The organism is Xanthomonas sp. 3075, from assembly GCF_014197275.1.
GTDB classification, from domain to species: Bacteria; Pseudomonadota; Gammaproteobacteria; order Xanthomonadales; family Xanthomonadaceae; genus Xanthomonas; species Xanthomonas campestris_B.
In genome coordinates, this window is the sequence record NZ_JACIFI010000026.1 from 1 (window position 1) to 16,023 (window position 16,023).

Here is a 16,023-nt window from a genome sequence, read left to right on the forward strand (position 1 = left end):
GGTTGCACCATCCAACCTTTGCGGCCACTCACTGCCTAACAACTCATTCAAGCCGAAGTTGCTTCGCAACTCGGCTTAATTCAAGCGTTAGGCCGCTTAGGGACTATGTTGCGTATTGATGCCAATGACATTGTTGACGCTGAGTCGTTCCACTCTGTGTTCGCAACCCAGTTTGGGTTCCCCGCGTTCTACGGACGCAACATGAATGCCTGGATCGATTGCCTATCTTGCCTAGATGATCCGCCTGCGGGCATGACAAGTGTTCATGTCGCTCCGGGACAGACGCTTGCGCTCGTTATAGATCATGCTGCCGGCTTTAAGGCCCGTTGTCCCGAGCTTTTTACTGCATTTCTTGAGTGCGCTGGGTTCGTCAACTGGCGTTGCGTTGAGGCCGGTGAAGCTCCTTTGCTCGCGGTCGCGCTCAATGGGTAAGCGGCCTAACAATTCATTCAAGTCGAGCCCACATCAGGGCGGCGCCTAAGTGCGCGCCTTCGGCTATATTTGCACTCAGTCGCCGCCCTGCTGTGGGCCGGCTTAATTCAGGCGTTAGGCCGTGGTGGAGCAAATGCGTTGGTGGTTGCCGCTTCGGTGAGTTCGCAGGCATGCATGCGGTTGGCTCCGGACAGCAGTCATCACCGTTGCTGGTTGCGGTAAGTTCGGTGCTTCGCCTTGGCACGTCGTTCCCGCGCTGCGCTCGTTGCAGTTGGCTTCGGTGGCATCACGCGCCGCTGCATCGCTGGGCAAGCTCCATCCCGCAAGCTGTGGCACACTCGGTCCAGGCGGCAGTGCTGGGGAGCATGGTTGCACCATCCAACCTTCGCGGCCACTCACTGCCTAACAACTCATTCAAGCCGAAGTCGCTTTGCAACTCGGCTTAATTCAAGCGTTAGTTATCGCATGAGAATTCGCTGGCTACTCATAATCTGGACTCTTCTCGCGATCGCGGCGCTTCTAATCCGCTTCGTAGCGCTCGGCCCAAGCGAAGCTCTTGGCACCGCCTATGCGCTGCTAAGCTTCGTTCTCGTCGCCGGCTTTGGAGCCGTACTCAACCAGCGTGTGCGCTCCGCGCATCGGGCAGCTGATCCAGCCACGTGGGAACACGTAACGACTGTTCCTGGCCTGGGTTCTGGCTACTACAACAACTTCCGCGAACTCGGGTGGCTAAACATGCCGGCCAGCACCGTTCCGCCGGCCGTGCAGCCGCTCTGGCGTCAAGCTCGCAGGTTCCTTCTCGTGGCAGCAGCCTGGTTTGTCACCACTCCGGTGGTCGCCATTGCCGTCAGCGCAGGCGGGGCCTAACAATTCGTCCAAGCCGACGCCGCTTCGCAGCTCGGCTTAATTCAGGCGTTAGGCACTGTCGTTTAGTGCGGCAAGTCAATCAATAGTTAACTTTCGTAATTTCAAGGTGATCAATGACATCGTCACTAAATTTTGAGGTCTATCGTTCAGACCACGTAGGCATTTCAGTGCCATCTCTCGACGACGCCATACTGTTTTGGACCGAAGCCCTGGGCGCTGAACTTATCCGCACCGGGGAAATGGCTGGCGACTTCCTGACGCAGGTGACCGGCGCCAAGAATGCAACCGTAAAAATGGCAATAGTTGAGCTCGCTGGCCAAAAAATCGAATTGCTAGAGTACGACGATGTTACAAAGCGCACGGAGGCTCCCTCCAGGCCTTACAGTACCGGGATACTTCACTTGGCCATTCAAGTAAGCAACATTGAGGCAGTGATCGAAAAGGTCGGTTATTATGGCTGGAAAGCTCAAGGTAAACCCCAGAAGATCGAAGAAGGCTCGCGTGCTGGTACTCATGTGATGTATATCGTAGGTCCGTCAGGAACAGCACTTGAACTCATGCAACCGCCGTCCTTGGATAAATGATTCTATTTTCGGGCATGTTTCACAACTTCATGGTGACTCGAACAGTTTACTGAGGTTGCCTTGGGTGCCCGACAAATCGCTGCAGTTGACTGCCCAAAGCGCTCCGCGCTTCGGCTGCCTTCGGCTGCTCCGGCGGCAACTGAGCTTAGGTGTTAGGCTGCAAGGGAAAAGTTTATGACGCTTGAAGAGGAAGCCAAACGGGCCACTGAGCTGCTAAGTGGAAAAATGGTCGAGACTGTCTGGCGCCACCAACCAGGCGAGGTAGGGATCCGATTCAAGGATGGCAGCCGGCTCTTCGTAGACATCAACGGCAATGCCCTCGAGCTTTTGATTACCAGCTCCACCGATGAATAAAGAATCGCAGCTAGTGGGATTTCCTTGCTCATGGCCTAACAATTCATTCAAGCCGAACCCGCTTGGCGGTTCGGCTTAATTCAGGCGTTAGGCGGCTGACCTACAACATCGCAAACTTGAGAAAAAAGCAATGGAAGACGACTACCAACTCGTAATGTCCCCGCTCTGCCGATCGATCACTGACAAAGGGCACACTGTTCGCATCGAGATCTACCGCGGCGAGAACAGCGACTGGACACTCGAGGCTGTTGATGCCTCCAACAACTCGACGGTTTGGGACGATCTATTTGCTACAGACCAAGCCGCGTTGGATGAAGTGTTGCGGACAGTTCGCGAGGAAGGCGTAGAGTCTCTTGTCGGGCCTCCCAGTGCAGGCTTGCAGTAATGGCGCACAGCCGCCTAACAATTCGTTCAAGCGGAACTTGCTTCGCTACACCAAACACATTGCAGAAAGAGCTTGCCATGTGTTTGGCTCCGCTACGCAAGTCGGCTTAGTTCAGGCGTTAGCCGGCAAAGGAGCTCATAGTGCACCTGGACGAAAAGCAGCGCGGAGTCGCCCTTGGCATGGCTTCAGGCCTCATCGCCTCTTTGCTGGTTGTTTTCTTGGCATCAAGGGCGTTTTTGGGATGGGACGCTGTAGATCGCATTGCAATCAGCCTGTTGTTGCCCGCCACAGCAATGTGCGTCGCTATTGCTCGTATGGCCAAACATCGCTTCTTCACACCTGCTGACATTGACGGCAGCGCATTGAGCGTCGGGACTGACCGAGCCAGAACGTTAGAATCTCTACTGCAGAATACAACGGAACAGCTGGCGTTGGCACTCCCCGTTTACGTCGCTGCCCTGCTCAGTACTCGCCCCAGCATTCAAGCCGCAGCTCCCGCGTGCGCTTGTGCCTTCTTGCTTGGTAGGCTGACATTCTTTGCCTCCTATAGTGGTGGCGCACGCGCTCGTGCACTTGGCTTCGCACTTACTTTCTACCCCACAGTGCTACTTCTCATCTGGCAAGTCATGCTTCTACTCTCGACGGTTGCCAACTAATAATTCATTCAGGCCGAACGCCCTTCGCGGGCCGGCTTAACTCAGGCGTTAGGCCGCATGCAAACTCTCCTAGAATCTGTCGGCAAAGAGATCGAATGGTACGACGACTCCGACGTGAGCGAGATCACTAACACCAGCTCAGGGTTGCGAGTGGTGCTTTCTGCTCCTGTAGGCATTGATCGATACGCTGAGGTCCATTTCTCTTTCGCCCGCGCCTTCCAGGTCATGGATGAAGGAGACATGCTTGAGTATTGGCACGCTCCGCTCAAGAGCAAACATTTCTTATACAGGGTCGTCTCAGGTGGCTGGCGCGATCGAGCAGCCGGCCACTACTTGCACGTAACGTCTGCACTCGATCAGATGCAGGAGTGGTTGATCGTTTCTGAGTGCCTGTGCGTGTCTGTGATCTCAGCGCAGCCTCCACATGTTAGGGAGTACAGCTAGTGCGGCCTAACAATTCATTCAAGCCGAACCCGCTTCGCCAGTCAGCTTAATTCAGGTTCTACGTGGTGTTTCGGTTCTACGTGGTGTTTCGGATAGATTCGTATGGTTTCTGCTTCGGGGAGTTTGCGGAGTCGTCCAGGGTCGGCGCCGATGGCGGTGTTGCCATGGCTGCACTTGGAGCGTACGCGTCGGCCTCGGGAGCGCTGGGTCTGCCGTTGTCCTGGATTGGTTGCACCACGTGCCATCGCGTCGGGCAAGCCCAAAACTGCGGCGTTGTAGCACTCTTGGGCTCAAGCGGTGGGCGTGTCAGTACATCCCCACTTACCAATTCATTCAAGCCGAACTGGCTTCGCCAGTCGGCTTATTTCGTAGGTTAGACCGCAATGTTAGAACTACGCAATCCTCGGACAATCGCACTTGAGCTACTTTCAGCGTCTGAGTTGCCTCATTTAAGCCAGGATCACCGTCTTCCATTCATTGAGATTGCAGGAGACTTCGTTCTTCTTGACTCTCTCTCTGCCAAGAATGAGACAGAAGGCCGTGATGCACCCCTGGCAGGACTTGGTAAAGATTGGTGGGTCTTTGCAACATCTGGCACGGGAGACGCTTGGCTTATTTCTACCGGCAGCGATCAACACGTTGCTTTTTTGGATCATGATTCCGGACTGGATGCAACACCTCAAATTCTCGGGATAAATTTCGGCCAATGGCTTCAATTGGCCGACATCATCCGTCAGTTCGAATCTACTGATGATCCAAATCTGATCGCAGATACGGAACAGTCAATTGAGCAAATATCATCTGGTCTCTTTTTTCTGTACCCATACCGCCTTGCGGTCTAACCAATCATTCAAGCCCGACCCACGTCAGGGTGGCGCCTAAGTGCCGTCTTCGGCTATATTTGCAGCCAGTCGCCGCCCTGCTGTGGGACGGCTTAATTCAGGCGTTAGGCCGCATGACAGAATCCCGAACTTTGTCCTTCTCCACCTGGCTCCACCAAACCGTACCATCCAGCACTCCCGATGGAGTCGTGGCTTACAACTTCAACCTGGCGGAATGCGGCGACTGGATCGTAGAATTGATTGGAGCTGGCACTTACGACCAAGATGATCCTGAGTGGGCTTGCCCACCTGAGTTATGGTCATCGCAGCCACTCGAGTTCGTACTCGCACGCTCTGTCGCGGGAACCGAGTGGGAACAAGCGGTGGCTTACGTGGGTAAAGAGGTGAGATCTTTCATTGAGAACTCATCTACCTCACAGGCAAGCGTGCTTCGCATCGCGACCGCAGTATGTGTCGGCTTTGTCGACGGCGACTTGGTCGAGGTTTGGACGGCAGATGCGGTCTAACAATTCATTCAAGCCGACGGCGTTTCGCGGGGCGGCTTAATTCAAACGTTAGGCACCATGAAAAATTGCCCATTTTGCTCGTCCACCCTTGAAGCGATCGACGTGGCGCCCTGCTTCGATTGCGGGCATGCGACCCAAGAGTTGGAGCACTTCTCCCGCAAAGAGCACGAGTACAACGTCTTTGAGCTCTGGGATCGAGAGATTGTCCTATGCGATTTTTGTGATGCCGACTTTGGGTCGTATTATCCGGACTATTGGGGTCTGCCTGACGGCCCGCTTCCGATCTATCCGCTCACGTTATTACGCGAGGTAGATAACCCGAGTATCACGCAGGATTTTTATTGTGCAACGTGCAAGCATCGCCTGGATTTCCTGATGTTCCGCTTGCATGCAATGGCGCACAATGCCGCCTGACACATCAGCAACGGCGAACTGGCTTCGCCAGCAACCCATCTTGGACCCTGGACTAAATGGGTCGCATTTTTCGCACATCGAGTATTGTTACGTTCACTTCAATGTCGCTTGCCTGGCAAGGTCTATCCACAGCTTCGCCAAGCATCGTCGCGGCTGATGGCAAGGGACAGCTGATCCGGCGCCGCTTCGAGTAAGACGGCTCCATCGGATTCGGCCAAGGTGAGCTGCTCGCGTACGGAGACGGAGTGATGCAGACTTGTCGCGTCCCGAACGCTAGACGAGCAATATGTTTCCAGCCCACTCCCGTCACGGCTTTGGGGCCAAGAAAGTTGCATATCATCGTGCAGAGTCCCAGCATGCTGTCTGAAATCCACTGAAGCCGAACTTGCTTGGCGGGTCGGCTTGACTCAGACGCTATACGGCAGGAACACAGATGGTCAATGCAGTCTCTCCAAGAAATGTCGTGAGCACGCTCACCGAACTATGGTCGCCTCGCGTGATCGCCGAAGTCGACGACGCGTACATCAAGGTCGCTAAAGTCCAGGGCGCGTTGGCCTGGCATAGCCACGAAAACGAGGATGAGCTATTCCTCGTTCTCAAGGGTCGCCTCCGCATCGAGTTGGAGGACCGTGCGGTTGACCTCAACGAGGGCGAGATGTTTGTCGTCCCCAAAGGCGTACGACATAACCCTGTGGCCGATGAAGAGTGCCACATCATGCTCATTGAGCGTAAGTCAACCCTGCATACCGGCGATCTCACCATAGACAAGACACGCTCGCTTGCGGACCAGCTGCGGCCGGTCGATCTGAGCGGCTAAGCATTCATCCAAGTCGACGCCGGTCTCGCCGCGCGGCGTCGCTCAGCCAATAGAGGTCACATGCATTTAAGGAGCGCAATTGAGGCAGCCTTCGGGGGCAGGGCTTTTGCACGGCCGCTTTTCCACTCCCATCCTGGTGGCTTGCGCTTTGCGTTATCGGATGGATGCTCACCTATTAGGCGATTCGTCGTTGCGCTCCAGAAATCGCAAATGATTTGCGATGAGATATTTGCCATTGAAGGCTCGCTTGTTGTCTGTCTGCAAGTTCATGCAGAGAGGAGTCACTTCGCCCACCGTAAGCACATCAGGGAAATGCTGGAGGCAGACATAGACATTCCGCCTGAGAGGAGCATTTGGTGTAGTCCTGCCCCGACGGAAAGGGAGCTCGAAGACGGCGGCGACGGATGGTTAATACACCTGGCGTTTGCCGCTCCCTTATCATTGCTTCCACATTTCCTGTGGTGCTCTATGGCGGTGGATTGCGGGGCGATTCGGCCACGGACGTCCTGCAACATCTATCTTTTCAACTTGCAGGAACGCTTGCTGGTATGGCCATACGATGATCGAGGCATGGATGTCGTAGGTCCGAATCACTTGCGTCTGTCGGCACTTTTCCATAAATACCGCGCTCACTTGAACGAGTACGAGCTTCCGGCAATGCTCAAGACCTTCGAGCCCCACATCGAGTGTTCCAGCAAACGTCCTTTGGAAGAAACCGAGCCCAAGCGTTAACACCCATGGTAGATTCGCGTCCAATGCCGGCGTCAATCACACATGAGGGAACAACATGCAGATCTGGAAGCGACGGGTTGCAGGAATCCTGGCGATTGGTGGCGGCGCTCTTGGGATAGTGGTCATATCTACGGTGCTGGTGCAGCAGCGCAAACCACTGGAGTGGGTCTTTTCGCTGGCCTTCATCCTGCTTTATGCCTGGGGGATCTGGTGCGGCTCCAGGTTGCTTGAAGGCCAGCCCGGTGCGGAGCGCTCCAACGCCAAATTTTGGCTGATTCAGGTACCGTCGTTTACCAGCCCTGTATTTAGCTATTTTTTTTCCAGCGGCTTCCACCTGACCGCCACACTTCAGTTCGTACCGATAGAGACCCGCGTGAATTTTATGCTCGGTAGCAGCTTTTCCTACTCGCTCGACGAGCCGTCCGCAGCCATCGCCATCGGCATCAACGTCTTCGCCCTTGCGATGTGGCTGTGGCTAGCGCACGAGGCACGCCGCATGAAACATGGTCGTTCCACACGGGTACCGGTATCTGGCACACAGAACGGCGAGGGGTGACCTTGATGACGGTACGTTCCTGGCGCTGTGCCAAAGCGAAGGGAGTCCGCGCCTGACGCATCCCCATGACCGGGCAAAGATAGGATCATTGTTGTGGCGCAGCGATTGGCGGCATTGCCTGCCATCAGCACGCGTGCGAAAGAATCGATCGGCCTTGCCCTGCAGTCGTTGTAACTACCGCGTTACTGACTGACCTCCGCCCCATATCAATCCGAAGATGGTTCGACGTTTTCTGTGAGCGAATCGGGCAGCAGGCCTGGGCCGTGTAACATTGCCGGCCGACAAACCGTACGGCCCTTCCATTGCTGGTGTACCAGCACGCTTCAATACGAGACAGCACATGACGCATCAAGACATGGAGTACGTTGGATTCTGGCCTCGCGTGGGCGCAGCAATCATCGACGGATTGCTTTTTTGCCTGATCACGCTTCCATTGCTCACCCTTATCTACGGTGAATCTTACTGGACCAGCGACAGCTTCATTGAAGGCCCAGCCGACGTCATCGTCAGCTGGGTTCTACCAGCCATCATTTCCTGCTGGCTCTGGGTGGTTCGCGGCCAAACACCAGGAAAAATGGCCTTCGGCGCCCGCATCGTCAATGCTCGTACCGGTGAGAACATCACCTTGGGTAGAGCGATCGTTCGCTATCTCGCTTACTTCATCAGCACGGCCGCATTTTTCATTGGGTGTCTCTGGGTCAGCTTCGATCCTAGGAAGCAAGGCTGGCACGACCATATCGCCGGCACGGTTGTGGTCAAGAAGAAACGTCGTGAAGCATCGGCTGCGCCGTTTGAGCGTTGACACTGCCATGGGGCGGTTCGCATACCAATCCTCGCGTCAACTACTGTGTCGACATTGCAGAAAATCTTGTGATGACTGAATTATTTCCTTATCAGGTCGTGCATCAAACGCCGACGATTGAAACGTATCGGCATCTTCGGAAGGCCAGTGGTCTGAGCCCGAAGTCGATGGAGGCCGCCGAACGCGGCTTACCCAATTCGCTCTTCAGCGTCCAGGTGCTTTGCGATGGCGAGCCGGTTGCGATGGGGCGTGTCATCGGTGACGGTGGCTGCTTCTATCAGGTCGTGGATATCGCAGTTCTTCCGGCATTTCAGGGCCGCGGACTGGGCAAAGCCGTGATGCAGGAGATCCAGCACTACGTCGAGCGGGAAGTCCCCGACTCTGCATATGTCAGCCTGATCGCCGATGGTCAGGCGTACAAGCTCTATCAACACTTCGGCTTCGCGCTGACCGCTCCCGGGAGTGTCGGCATGGCGTACAAGAAGGAAAGCGTCACGCGCGGCCGCGCGATGGCGAAATCTTAGCAAAGCGGGAACGCAGCGACCTGGCATCGATGGCGATACTGCAAGCATGGCGAGCAACCAATGTCTCCGGTCCTGCGTCGCCTGGAAGTACGCGATGCAGCATGTCCAATGCTTGCCTCCCTGCCACCCTCGACCAGTGCGTGGCACCGTTGTATTGCATCGCCATGGCCTGCATTGCAGCGTTTCCCCCTGCTGCATGGATTGAGCCGCCCGACACGTTGGCTGGTTTCTTCCTTCATCTCCGCACTGCAGGCTTCCTGCAATCCTTATGATTCGAGTGCGCAGCCGCATTGCACCGCAATCTGCCGATCGACCCATCCCTTATCCATTGCAGACAGGAACGTCATGTTCTCCTTCTTCAGGAAGAAAACCGCACCGTTATTGATCGTCCGGGCTGATGGGCAAGCGCTGTGCAGCATCACGGCGCAGGATCTTCCGTGCGAAGTGACGCCCTCCGCCCGATTGGCTGACAACCGCACTCTGGAGTTCATCGACGCGACTGGAGACATCCATGCACATGATCTTGGTGAGGCGTCGGGATGGTTTCACTTTTCCATCCGTGTGCATCCCAATCTTGGCTGTCAGGCCGATTGCGTTGTCTCTCAATCCGAGCAGCGTGACCCGGATGAGTTTGCTGCGGGCAAGGTGTCGGGAATCAGGTTTCAGCCGTTCTTTCTGCCGGGTGCCGCGGTCAGGAATGCAGCGCTAGCCGGCAAGGGGCTGTTTAGCAGAGGGCTACACTTCAGTGGCATGGTGACCAGCGGGAATGTCATCCTTTCCTGCGAATGCGATGTTTGCAGGCGATCGTTCCGCATTCGTTCTTACCACGCGGGCTTCAGCGATGCAGGCTATTTTTACTCGGCCTCCGGCAAGCACACGATCATCGTCGATAGCCATATCCCCGGAAGCCCTGCAGCGCTATCGGAGCCCGATGCGAAAGAACTCGCCGCATTGGAAGCAGCGCTACCACTGGCGCCGGATGGGTCGGCCTATGCGTATCTCAACCCTTTCCGCTGTCCGCACTGCTCCGCGCCCTACATCGACTTCGTGGCCAACCCTGGATTGCGTGCAGGGGAATATTACGGAAACTATTTTGATGGCGCGACCTTGCTGCGATACGAGCAGGCAGGCGCGTAACCCCGCGCTCTGGCAACAGTGACGCCACGTCAACTGAGCGCACACCGTTGCCGGACAGTTCGATTCCTACGCTGCGCACCAGTTGCGGAATCGACTCCGATCCGTGGCATGCATGCTCGGCCGTGTGCGGCCGCATGCCGTCGTTGCGTCAACGGTTTGGAGGTCCTGTGCGGAAAACATCTGGCATCCGTGCGCAACGCTGCGCATGGAAATGCGGCGTGTTGTCGGCAGACGACGGTCGTGGTGGGTCGGGACGTAACGCGGGTCATAACTTGCAACATGTGGCCTGGTCATTAAAATCGGTCGCGGCATCGTGTCGCCGCACGGCCCGCGCGATGCAGCAAGAACGCCAGATGAGGCGGTTTGAGTGGGTCATCCGTTGAAGGAGTGCGTATGTTGAAGCCTGCAAACACCAAGCTCTATTCCAAGCTGGTCGGCACCAGCCTTGCCATCGGCGCGGGTGTTGGCGCGTCGCTCGGAATGGTGCTCGGCAACATGCCGCAGGGCATCACCCTGGGTCTGTCACTCGGCGTCGTGCTGGGCATCGCGTCAGCTCGGCGGCACGGCGCGCTGTGAGGCTTGCAGCGTGCGGCGGCCTGCTGCGCGGCGGCGCGCTTGACTAGAGCGCACGGACCGGTCGCCTTGTGATCGCGATGAGATGCTATCCATAGTGACGGCGCAGGTGATGGTTGTTGGCGGCCTTGCTAACGATCGGCAACTGGCGGCAGTCCGCTATCATCCGGTCGATGAACGCCAAATTTTTTCTCGTTGCACTGCTGCTGGGCGCCTGTGCATCGGCGCAAGCGGTCACGCCGACCACCGCACGCGAGATCGGTCAGTTGTTCAAGGTGCTGGAACGATCCAATTGCCAGTTTTCGCGCAATGGTGCGTGGTACGCCGCAGCAAAGGCCAGCGAGCACCTGCAGCGCAAGTACGACTACTTGCAGAAAAAGGGACTGGTGACGTCCACGGAATCGTTCATCGAACTTACCGCCACCAAGAGCAGCATGTCCGGCAAGCCTTATCAGGTCCGCTGCGGTACTGGCGCAGCGGTGGCGAGCCAGGCATGGTTCACCGGCAAGCTCCGCGAGCTGCGTCAGTCGCCGGCGAATGCTGGCAGTGAGCGTCAGCTAACGCATTGATCCGCGCGATGTCCTCAGGTCCGGCCGCTGCCGTGCTGCAGACTCGTGGGATTGGCGATCAACCATGGACAAGTGTGCAATGCAGTGGCTTGAGACAAGAATCCCGCCCCCGATCGTGATGATCGTGCTCGGTATTGCCGCTTTTTCAGTGGCACGCTCGACCCCGGCATTTGCATGCCCGCTGCCGCTCAGCACGCCCGCTGCAATCGCATGTGCGTGTGGCGGCGCTGCGCTCAATGGCCTTCCCAAGCGCGCGTTCAGGCGTGCCGGGACGACCGTCAATCCACTCACGCCAGCACAGGCTACGCAGCTCATCACCAGCGGCGCGTATCGCTATACACGTAACCCGATGTATGTCGGTCATGCTGCCATTTTGCTGGGTTGGGCACTTTATCTGCAGAACCCGATAGCGTTGCTCGCAGTCCCGGCGTTTGTACTGTACGTGACGCGATTTCAGATCATGCCGGAAGAGCGGCAACTGGCGGCGCGTTTTCCGGACAGCTATGCGCAGTTCTGCAAGCGTGTCCAACGCTGGCTGTGAGTTCCTTTTCGCCACCTGCGAACGGCGTCATGCAGGATCGGGCAAGACCCCCTGTGCCTACAGCGACACAAGGCGGCTAGAGACCTTGGGCGATGCGTTTCCCGTGGCAAGGAACTGAATGTCCTCCATGCCGGCAACGCTGTCGCGGCAACACGCAACATCGACCATGAGGACGCAACGGGATGCCTGCCTATCTGTACACGGTGTGGTTTCGCGATAACGCTGTCGATCAGTGCGAGCAGGATCACGAGTGGCCTGCCTGCATCGAAATCGTTGCACCGCACGCGGAACTGGCCGCCGCCTGGGGCACTGCGCTCGCCAGCGATTACGCACGCCGCCATGTGGGGCTGACGCGCTTGGGCCAGTCGATCGAAGCACTTGCAGCAGGCCCGTCGGGCAAGCTCCCGCTGGTGCAATACGGCGCGCCGGCAACCGACGCAGAGATCGGTTGGTGAGCTGGTCGCAGCCACTGGAGCGTGCGCTGCCCAGCAACGCAATCATCCCAAGGGGCGCCGCCGTCCGCCAAGCGACGCGCGTGCACAGGCGTCGCTGGCGCAGCAACACGCACCAGGCCGTGCATGTTCAGTGCGATTGACCAAGCCCACAACCAAGCCGAGCGATCCGGCCGCGCCGCCTGGCGCGCGCCAGACTTCACCACCGCTAGGCCAGTGCTTCGTCTGCCTGCAGTGAACCAATGCTCTCCTGGGCGCGGTCGTAGCGCTCGCGCGCGGCGCGGACCGTCGCGTGATTCTCGGTGGCCCAGTTCAGCAGCTGGTAGACCGGCACGAGCAACGCGACGCCGAGCTTGGACAGCGCGTATTCCACGCTTGGCGGCTTGGTCGCGTAGACCTTGCGGGTAATCATGCCGTTGCGCTCAAGGTTGCGCAGGGTCTGGGTCAGCATCCGCTTGGAAATATCCGGCACGGCGCGCTGGATGGCGCTGAAGCGGGACGGGCCGGGGATCAGCGTCAGCAGGATCAGCATGGTCCATTTGTCGCCGATCTGATCGAGCACGTCGCGCACCGGGCACTTGGTGGCGTCAAACGGCATACCTTGCAGGGACGGTGGCGCTGGAAACAGAGCAATTGCGTTCACTGGGGGTATCTCACGGTAACCAGGGAGTGGAAAACTGCCTCCTTGCGGAGGATCGAAGGGCCCTGAGAAAATTTTGGTATCAGTAGTCTCTACTGTAGACCAGACCTCTTATCGATACCTCTTGGAGCTCATCATGGCAAACACGTCTCCCCTGATCCTCGTCACCGGCGCCAGCGGGCAGCTGGGCACCCTGGTGGTCGAAGCGCTACTGGAGCGTGTGCCAGCCGCCCGCATCGTAGCAACGGCCCGCGACACTGCGTCACTCGCGCGGTTCGCAAAACGCGACATCAGTATGCGCCGCGCCGATTATGCAGACCCGCTCAGCCTGGATCAGGCCTTTGCAGGCGTGGACCGGGTGCTCTTGGTGTCGTCCAATGCAGTGGGCGAACGCGTGCCACAGCATCGCAACGTGATCGAAGCGGCCAAGCGCGCCGGCGTGGAATTGCTGGCCTATACGAGCGTGCTGCACGCCGACACCAGCACGCTGTCGCTGGCCTCGGAGCATGTGGTCACCGAGGCGCTGCTGCGCGAGACCGGCGTGCCGCATGTGCTGCTGCGCAACGGGTGGTATACCGAGAACTACACCGGCTCGGTCGCGGCCGAAGTGGCGCACGGCGCAGTGATCGGCAGCGCCGGTGAGGGCAGGATCAGTGCGGCCACGCGGGCCGACTATGCTGCCGCTGCCGCAGCGGTACTGGCCTCGGAAACGCCGCAGGCCGGGCGGATCTACGAACTGGCAGGCGATCGCGCCTTCACGATGGCCGAATACGCCGCAGAAGTGGCGCGCCAGTCCGGCACGCCGGTGACGTATCACGATCTGCCCGAGGCCGACTATGCCGCGGCGCTGGCGCAGATCGGCCTGCCGGCGGCGCTTGCCCAGGTGCTGGCGCAGTGCTCGGCCTCCTCGCGCGGCGGCAGCCTGTTCGACGACAGCCAGACCCTGAGCCGTTTGATTGGCCGCCCCACCACACCGTTGCACGAGGCGGTGGCGGCAGCACTGACAGGCTGAGTCCGGCGGCGGCACACAGCGCCGCCACCAAGCTGCCTCAACAAACACCTGCCTGGCGACAGACCAGCAGCTCCTGCTCGGCAGACAGCTGCGCGATCGAAGGCCGGTACAGGCCGGCGTCGGTCGCCAGGCCACCTGCGCAGGGCGATGTGCGGCGATGGCGATGGCGTCGTGATCGTGCGTCGTCGCTTCCCGGGTGCGGTTGCTGATCGCAAGCAACCGCACCAGCGCGCCGCAACGGCCGCCTGGGCACGGCCGCCACACTTCGCAAAGGGCGAGCGGCCCGGCCACCTCGCAAACGCGCCTGCGCACGCACTGGCTGCGCGCAGATGGGCCCGCCTCGCAGCGGTCGCACAACTGCCATCGCCCGGACATGCTGTTGACACAAGCATCAACGGCTGAGCGCTCCTGCATGTCACCAAACTGACATGAAATCTAAATATAACTGCACACATTGCCGCACCGTCAGGACGACCGGGCGCCTTGGCGGGCGCGCCGGCGCCGTGTCCGCTGCCCTGCCGCACAACGCAGGCCTGACGTTGCCGCCGACCCGTTTCCCCTTGTACGAGCCGGACCAATGAAAAAACGCAACCTCGCCACCGTCCTGTGCGCCCTCAGCGCCACTGCCAGCGGCAGTATGCTGGCCGCAGAGTTGGAGCTGTACGTCGACCGCAAGACCAAGCAGATCTTCGCTTCGCCGGCACCGGGCCGCGACAAGCTGGGCACCTTCGTGCAGGTCGACGAGAACGGCAAGCTGCCTGCCTCCGCCTTGCCGGCCGCACCGGCATTGCCGCCGCCGCCCGCCGCACCAACCCCGGCGCAGACCGCCGTCGCCCAGGCCGCACCGGCGCCCATGCCGGCTGCAGCGACCCCGGCCAAGGCCAGCGATGCCCCCAAGAAGTGGTACGACAAGCTCAGCCTGCGCGGCTACACCCAGATCCGTTACAACCAGGGCGTCGGCGGCGACGCGCAGGATCTGCGCGCGCCGGGCGACCGCTTCATCGGCAACGACCAGAGCCTGGGCATCCGCCGCGCACGCCTGGTGCTGAGCGGCGATCTCAACGAGCACGTGTCGCTGTACTTCCAGCCGGATTTTGCCAGCACCCCGACCGGCTCGACCACCTCCAACTTCGCGCAGCTGCGCGATGCGTATGCGGATATCTATTTCGACAAGAAGCGCGAATACCGCGTGCGTGTCGGCCAGTCGAAGATGCCCTACGGTTGGGAAAACCTGCAATCCAGCCAGAACCGTCTGACCCTGGATCGCGCCGACGCGCTCAACTCCGGCCTGCGCGACGAACGCGATATCGGTGCGGTGTTCTATTACAGCCCGACCGTGGCCAAGGAACGCTTCCAGGATCTGGTCAAATCCGGCCTGAAGGGCTCGGGCGACTATGGCGTGCTGGGCGCGGGCGTCTACAACGGTCAAGGCGCCAACCGCGCCGAGCGCAACGACGGCATGCATGCGGTGGTGCACGCCACCTACCCGTTCAAGTTCGCCAACGGCCAGTATCTGGAAGTGGGCGCCGACGCCTACAGCGGCCGCTTCGTGCCCAGCGCGGCGGCGGTGAGCATCGATGGCCGCAGCTTCACCCCGGCCATCACCGATCCGAACGGCTACACCGATCAACGCGTGGCCGCACACATCATTTACTACCCGCAGCCGTTCGGCCTGCAGGCCGAGTGGACGGTGGGCCGTGGCCCGGAACTGGATGTCGCGCAGCGCCGCATCCGCACCCGTTCACTGAGCGGCGGTTACGTGCAGGCGATGTACAAGCACGATGGCAGCTACGGCACCTTGCTGCCGTACCTGAAGTGGCAGACCTACCGCGGCGGTTCCAAGTTCGACACCAATGCGCCGCGCATGCGTCTGGACGAAGTGGAAGCCGGTGTCGAATGGCAACCGATGGATGCGCTGGAACTGGTGTTCGCGTATTCGAAGATGAAGCGCACCGATGTGTCGGCCGCGCCGTATCCGGTGGTCGAAGGCGATCTGCTGCGTTTGCAGTTGCAGGTCAATTACTGAGTCACCGATGCCTGATTGATCGACACACACACGCCGGACCATCGCCCGGCGTGTGTGTGTCTGCAGGCCAGCATGCACCCCGTTCGCACGCGGCCGCATCGGTTCGCCCCACGCACAGGTACCGCGCCGGGTGACGCCGCATGCTGCGGTCATGGCCG

General features: G+C 59.1%; 21 protein-coding genes. 19 read left to right on the forward strand and 2 right to left on the reverse strand.

Annotated features, from left to right (window positions below):
* Positions 1-231: 231 nt before the first annotated feature.
* The gene (locus GGR62_RS21335; RefSeq protein WP_260306292.1) at positions 232-453 is read right to left on the reverse strand and encodes a hypothetical protein; all 222 of its coding nucleotides are present in this window, start codon (positions 451-453) and stop codon (positions 232-234) included.
* Between the two features lie 444 nt (positions 454-897).
* Here GGR62_RS21335 and GGR62_RS20985 point away from each other — a divergent pair, with 444 nt between their 5' ends.
* From GGR62_RS20985 to GGR62_RS18590, 17 genes are all read left to right on the forward strand, one after another.
* Entirely contained in the window at positions 898-1,299 is a 402-nt protein-coding gene (locus GGR62_RS20985) for a hypothetical protein (protein WP_221229366.1), read from the forward strand.
* A 113-nt stretch (positions 1,300-1,412) separates the two neighbouring features.
* Positions 1,413-1,883, forward strand: a complete 471-nt coding sequence (locus GGR62_RS18510; protein ID WP_184409304.1) for a VOC family protein — start codon at positions 1,413-1,415, stop codon at positions 1,881-1,883.
* A gap of 174 nt (positions 1,884-2,057) precedes the next feature.
* A complete protein-coding gene (locus GGR62_RS18515) occupies positions 2,058-2,237 on the forward strand; it encodes a hypothetical protein (protein ID WP_184409305.1) in 180 nt (59 codons plus the stop codon).
* 130 nt (positions 2,238-2,367) lie between these two features.
* Entirely contained in the window at positions 2,368-2,622 is a 255-nt protein-coding gene (locus GGR62_RS18520) for a hypothetical protein (protein WP_184409306.1), read from the forward strand.
* A 293-nt stretch (positions 2,623-2,915) separates the two neighbouring features.
* A complete protein-coding gene (locus GGR62_RS18525; protein WP_260306299.1) occupies positions 2,916-3,278 on the forward strand; it encodes an MAPEG family protein in 363 nt (120 codons plus the stop codon).
* A gap of 57 nt (positions 3,279-3,335) precedes the next feature.
* A complete protein-coding gene (locus GGR62_RS18530; RefSeq protein WP_184409307.1) occupies positions 3,336-3,722 on the forward strand; it encodes a hypothetical protein in 387 nt (128 codons plus the stop codon).
* A gap of 383 nt (positions 3,723-4,105) precedes the next feature.
* Positions 4,106-4,564, forward strand: coding sequence for a hypothetical protein (locus tag GGR62_RS18535; RefSeq protein WP_184409308.1), 459 nt, complete (start codon positions 4,106-4,108; stop codon positions 4,562-4,564).
* A gap of 563 nt (positions 4,565-5,127) precedes the next feature.
* On the forward strand, positions 5,128-5,484 hold the full coding sequence (locus GGR62_RS18540; protein ID WP_184409309.1) for a hypothetical protein: 357 nt from the start codon (positions 5,128-5,130) through the stop codon (positions 5,482-5,484).
* A gap of 463 nt (positions 5,485-5,947) precedes the next feature.
* Positions 5,948-6,301: a cupin domain-containing protein gene (locus GGR62_RS18545; protein ID WP_326520272.1), complete on the forward strand. Its 354-nt coding sequence runs from the start codon at positions 5,948-5,950 to the stop codon at positions 6,299-6,301.
* Between the two features lie 787 nt (positions 6,302-7,088).
* Positions 7,089-7,589, forward strand: coding sequence for a hypothetical protein (locus tag GGR62_RS18555; RefSeq protein ID WP_184409312.1), 501 nt, complete (start codon positions 7,089-7,091; stop codon positions 7,587-7,589).
* Between the two features lie 340 nt (positions 7,590-7,929).
* Complete coding sequence (locus GGR62_RS18560) at positions 7,930-8,391, forward strand: RDD family protein (protein WP_184409313.1); 462 nt, start codon at positions 7,930-7,932, stop codon at positions 8,389-8,391.
* 71 nt (positions 8,392-8,462) lie between these two features.
* A complete protein-coding gene (locus tag GGR62_RS18565; protein WP_184409314.1) occupies positions 8,463-8,915 on the forward strand; it encodes a GNAT family N-acetyltransferase in 453 nt (150 codons plus the stop codon).
* Positions 8,916-9,260: 345 nt separating this feature from the next.
* Positions 9,261-10,052 carry a hypothetical protein gene (locus GGR62_RS18570; RefSeq protein WP_184409315.1) on the forward strand — a complete coding sequence of 264 codons (792 nt, stop codon included), beginning with the start codon at positions 9,261-9,263 and terminating at the stop codon, positions 10,050-10,052.
* Positions 10,053-10,445: 393 nt separating this feature from the next.
* Entirely contained in the window at positions 10,446-10,628 is a 183-nt protein-coding gene (locus GGR62_RS18575) for a hypothetical protein (RefSeq protein ID WP_184409316.1), read from the forward strand.
* Positions 10,629-10,744: 116 nt separating this feature from the next.
* Positions 10,745-11,194 carry a YfeK family protein gene (locus GGR62_RS18580; protein ID WP_260306294.1) on the forward strand — a complete coding sequence of 150 codons (450 nt, stop codon included), beginning with the start codon at positions 10,745-10,747 and terminating at the stop codon, positions 11,192-11,194.
* 79 nt (positions 11,195-11,273) lie between these two features.
* Positions 11,274-11,735, forward strand: a complete 462-nt coding sequence (locus GGR62_RS18585) for an isoprenylcysteine carboxylmethyltransferase family protein (protein ID WP_184409355.1) — start codon at positions 11,274-11,276, stop codon at positions 11,733-11,735.
* 182 nt (positions 11,736-11,917) lie between these two features.
* Positions 11,918-12,190 carry a hypothetical protein gene (locus GGR62_RS18590; protein ID WP_184409317.1) on the forward strand — a complete coding sequence of 91 codons (273 nt, stop codon included), beginning with the start codon at positions 11,918-11,920 and terminating at the stop codon, positions 12,188-12,190.
* Between the two features lie 205 nt (positions 12,191-12,395).
* Here GGR62_RS18590 and GGR62_RS18595 read toward each other — a convergent pair whose 3' ends face one another.
* Complete coding sequence (locus tag GGR62_RS18595) at positions 12,396-12,830, reverse strand: helix-turn-helix domain-containing protein (RefSeq protein ID WP_184409318.1); 435 nt, start codon at positions 12,828-12,830, stop codon at positions 12,396-12,398.
* A 133-nt stretch (positions 12,831-12,963) separates the two neighbouring features.
* On the opposite strand from GGR62_RS18595, the gene GGR62_RS18600 reads away from it, so the two are divergent.
* Both GGR62_RS18600 and GGR62_RS18605 read left to right on the forward strand, forming a co-directional pair.
* Positions 12,964-13,839 (forward strand): SDR family oxidoreductase, encoded by an 876-nt coding sequence (locus GGR62_RS18600; RefSeq protein WP_184409319.1) that lies wholly within the window; start codon positions 12,964-12,966, stop codon positions 13,837-13,839.
* Positions 13,840-14,416: 577 nt separating this feature from the next.
* Positions 14,417-15,865, forward strand: a complete 1,449-nt coding sequence (locus GGR62_RS18605) for an OprO/OprP family phosphate-selective porin (protein ID WP_184409320.1) — start codon at positions 14,417-14,419, stop codon at positions 15,863-15,865.
* The last annotated feature ends 158 nt before the right edge of the window (positions 15,866-16,023 follow it).

What these genes read in the sequence shown, in the direction of transcription:
- GGR62_RS20985 (WP_221229366.1), top strand. Translation starts at nt 898, where the DNA reads ATGAGAATTCGCTGGCTACTCATAATCTGGACTCTTCTCGCGATCGCG.
- GGR62_RS18510 (WP_184409304.1), top strand. Translation starts at nt 1,413, where the DNA reads ATGACATCGTCACTAAATTTTGAGGTCTATCGTTCAGACCACGTAGGC.
- GGR62_RS18515 (WP_184409305.1), top strand. Translation starts at nt 2,058, where the DNA reads ATGACGCTTGAAGAGGAAGCCAAACGGGCCACTGAGCTGCTAAGTGGA.
- GGR62_RS18520 (WP_184409306.1), top strand. Translation starts at nt 2,368, where the DNA reads ATGGAAGACGACTACCAACTCGTAATGTCCCCGCTCTGCCGATCGATC.
- GGR62_RS18525 (WP_260306299.1), top strand. Translation starts at nt 2,916, where the DNA reads ATGTGCGTCGCTATTGCTCGTATGGCCAAACATCGCTTCTTCACACCT.
- GGR62_RS18530 (WP_184409307.1), top strand. Translation starts at nt 3,336, where the DNA reads ATGCAAACTCTCCTAGAATCTGTCGGCAAAGAGATCGAATGGTACGAC.
- GGR62_RS18535 (WP_184409308.1), top strand. Translation starts at nt 4,106, where the DNA reads ATGTTAGAACTACGCAATCCTCGGACAATCGCACTTGAGCTACTTTCA.
- GGR62_RS18540 (WP_184409309.1), top strand. Translation starts at nt 5,128, where the DNA reads ATGAAAAATTGCCCATTTTGCTCGTCCACCCTTGAAGCGATCGACGTG.
- GGR62_RS18555 (WP_184409312.1), top strand. Translation starts at nt 7,089, where the DNA reads ATGCAGATCTGGAAGCGACGGGTTGCAGGAATCCTGGCGATTGGTGGC.
- GGR62_RS18560 (WP_184409313.1), top strand. Translation starts at nt 7,930, where the DNA reads ATGACGCATCAAGACATGGAGTACGTTGGATTCTGGCCTCGCGTGGGC.
- GGR62_RS18565 (WP_184409314.1), top strand. Translation starts at nt 8,463, where the DNA reads ATGACTGAATTATTTCCTTATCAGGTCGTGCATCAAACGCCGACGATT.
- GGR62_RS18570 (WP_184409315.1), top strand. Translation starts at nt 9,261, where the DNA reads ATGTTCTCCTTCTTCAGGAAGAAAACCGCACCGTTATTGATCGTCCGG.
- GGR62_RS18575 (WP_184409316.1), top strand. Translation starts at nt 10,446, where the DNA reads ATGTTGAAGCCTGCAAACACCAAGCTCTATTCCAAGCTGGTCGGCACC.
- GGR62_RS18585 (WP_184409355.1), top strand. Translation starts at nt 11,274, where the DNA reads ATGCAGTGGCTTGAGACAAGAATCCCGCCCCCGATCGTGATGATCGTG.
- GGR62_RS18590 (WP_184409317.1), top strand. Translation starts at nt 11,918, where the DNA reads ATGCCTGCCTATCTGTACACGGTGTGGTTTCGCGATAACGCTGTCGAT.
- GGR62_RS18600 (WP_184409319.1), top strand. Translation starts at nt 12,964, where the DNA reads ATGGCAAACACGTCTCCCCTGATCCTCGTCACCGGCGCCAGCGGGCAG.
- GGR62_RS18605 (WP_184409320.1), top strand. Translation starts at nt 14,417, where the DNA reads ATGAAAAAACGCAACCTCGCCACCGTCCTGTGCGCCCTCAGCGCCACT.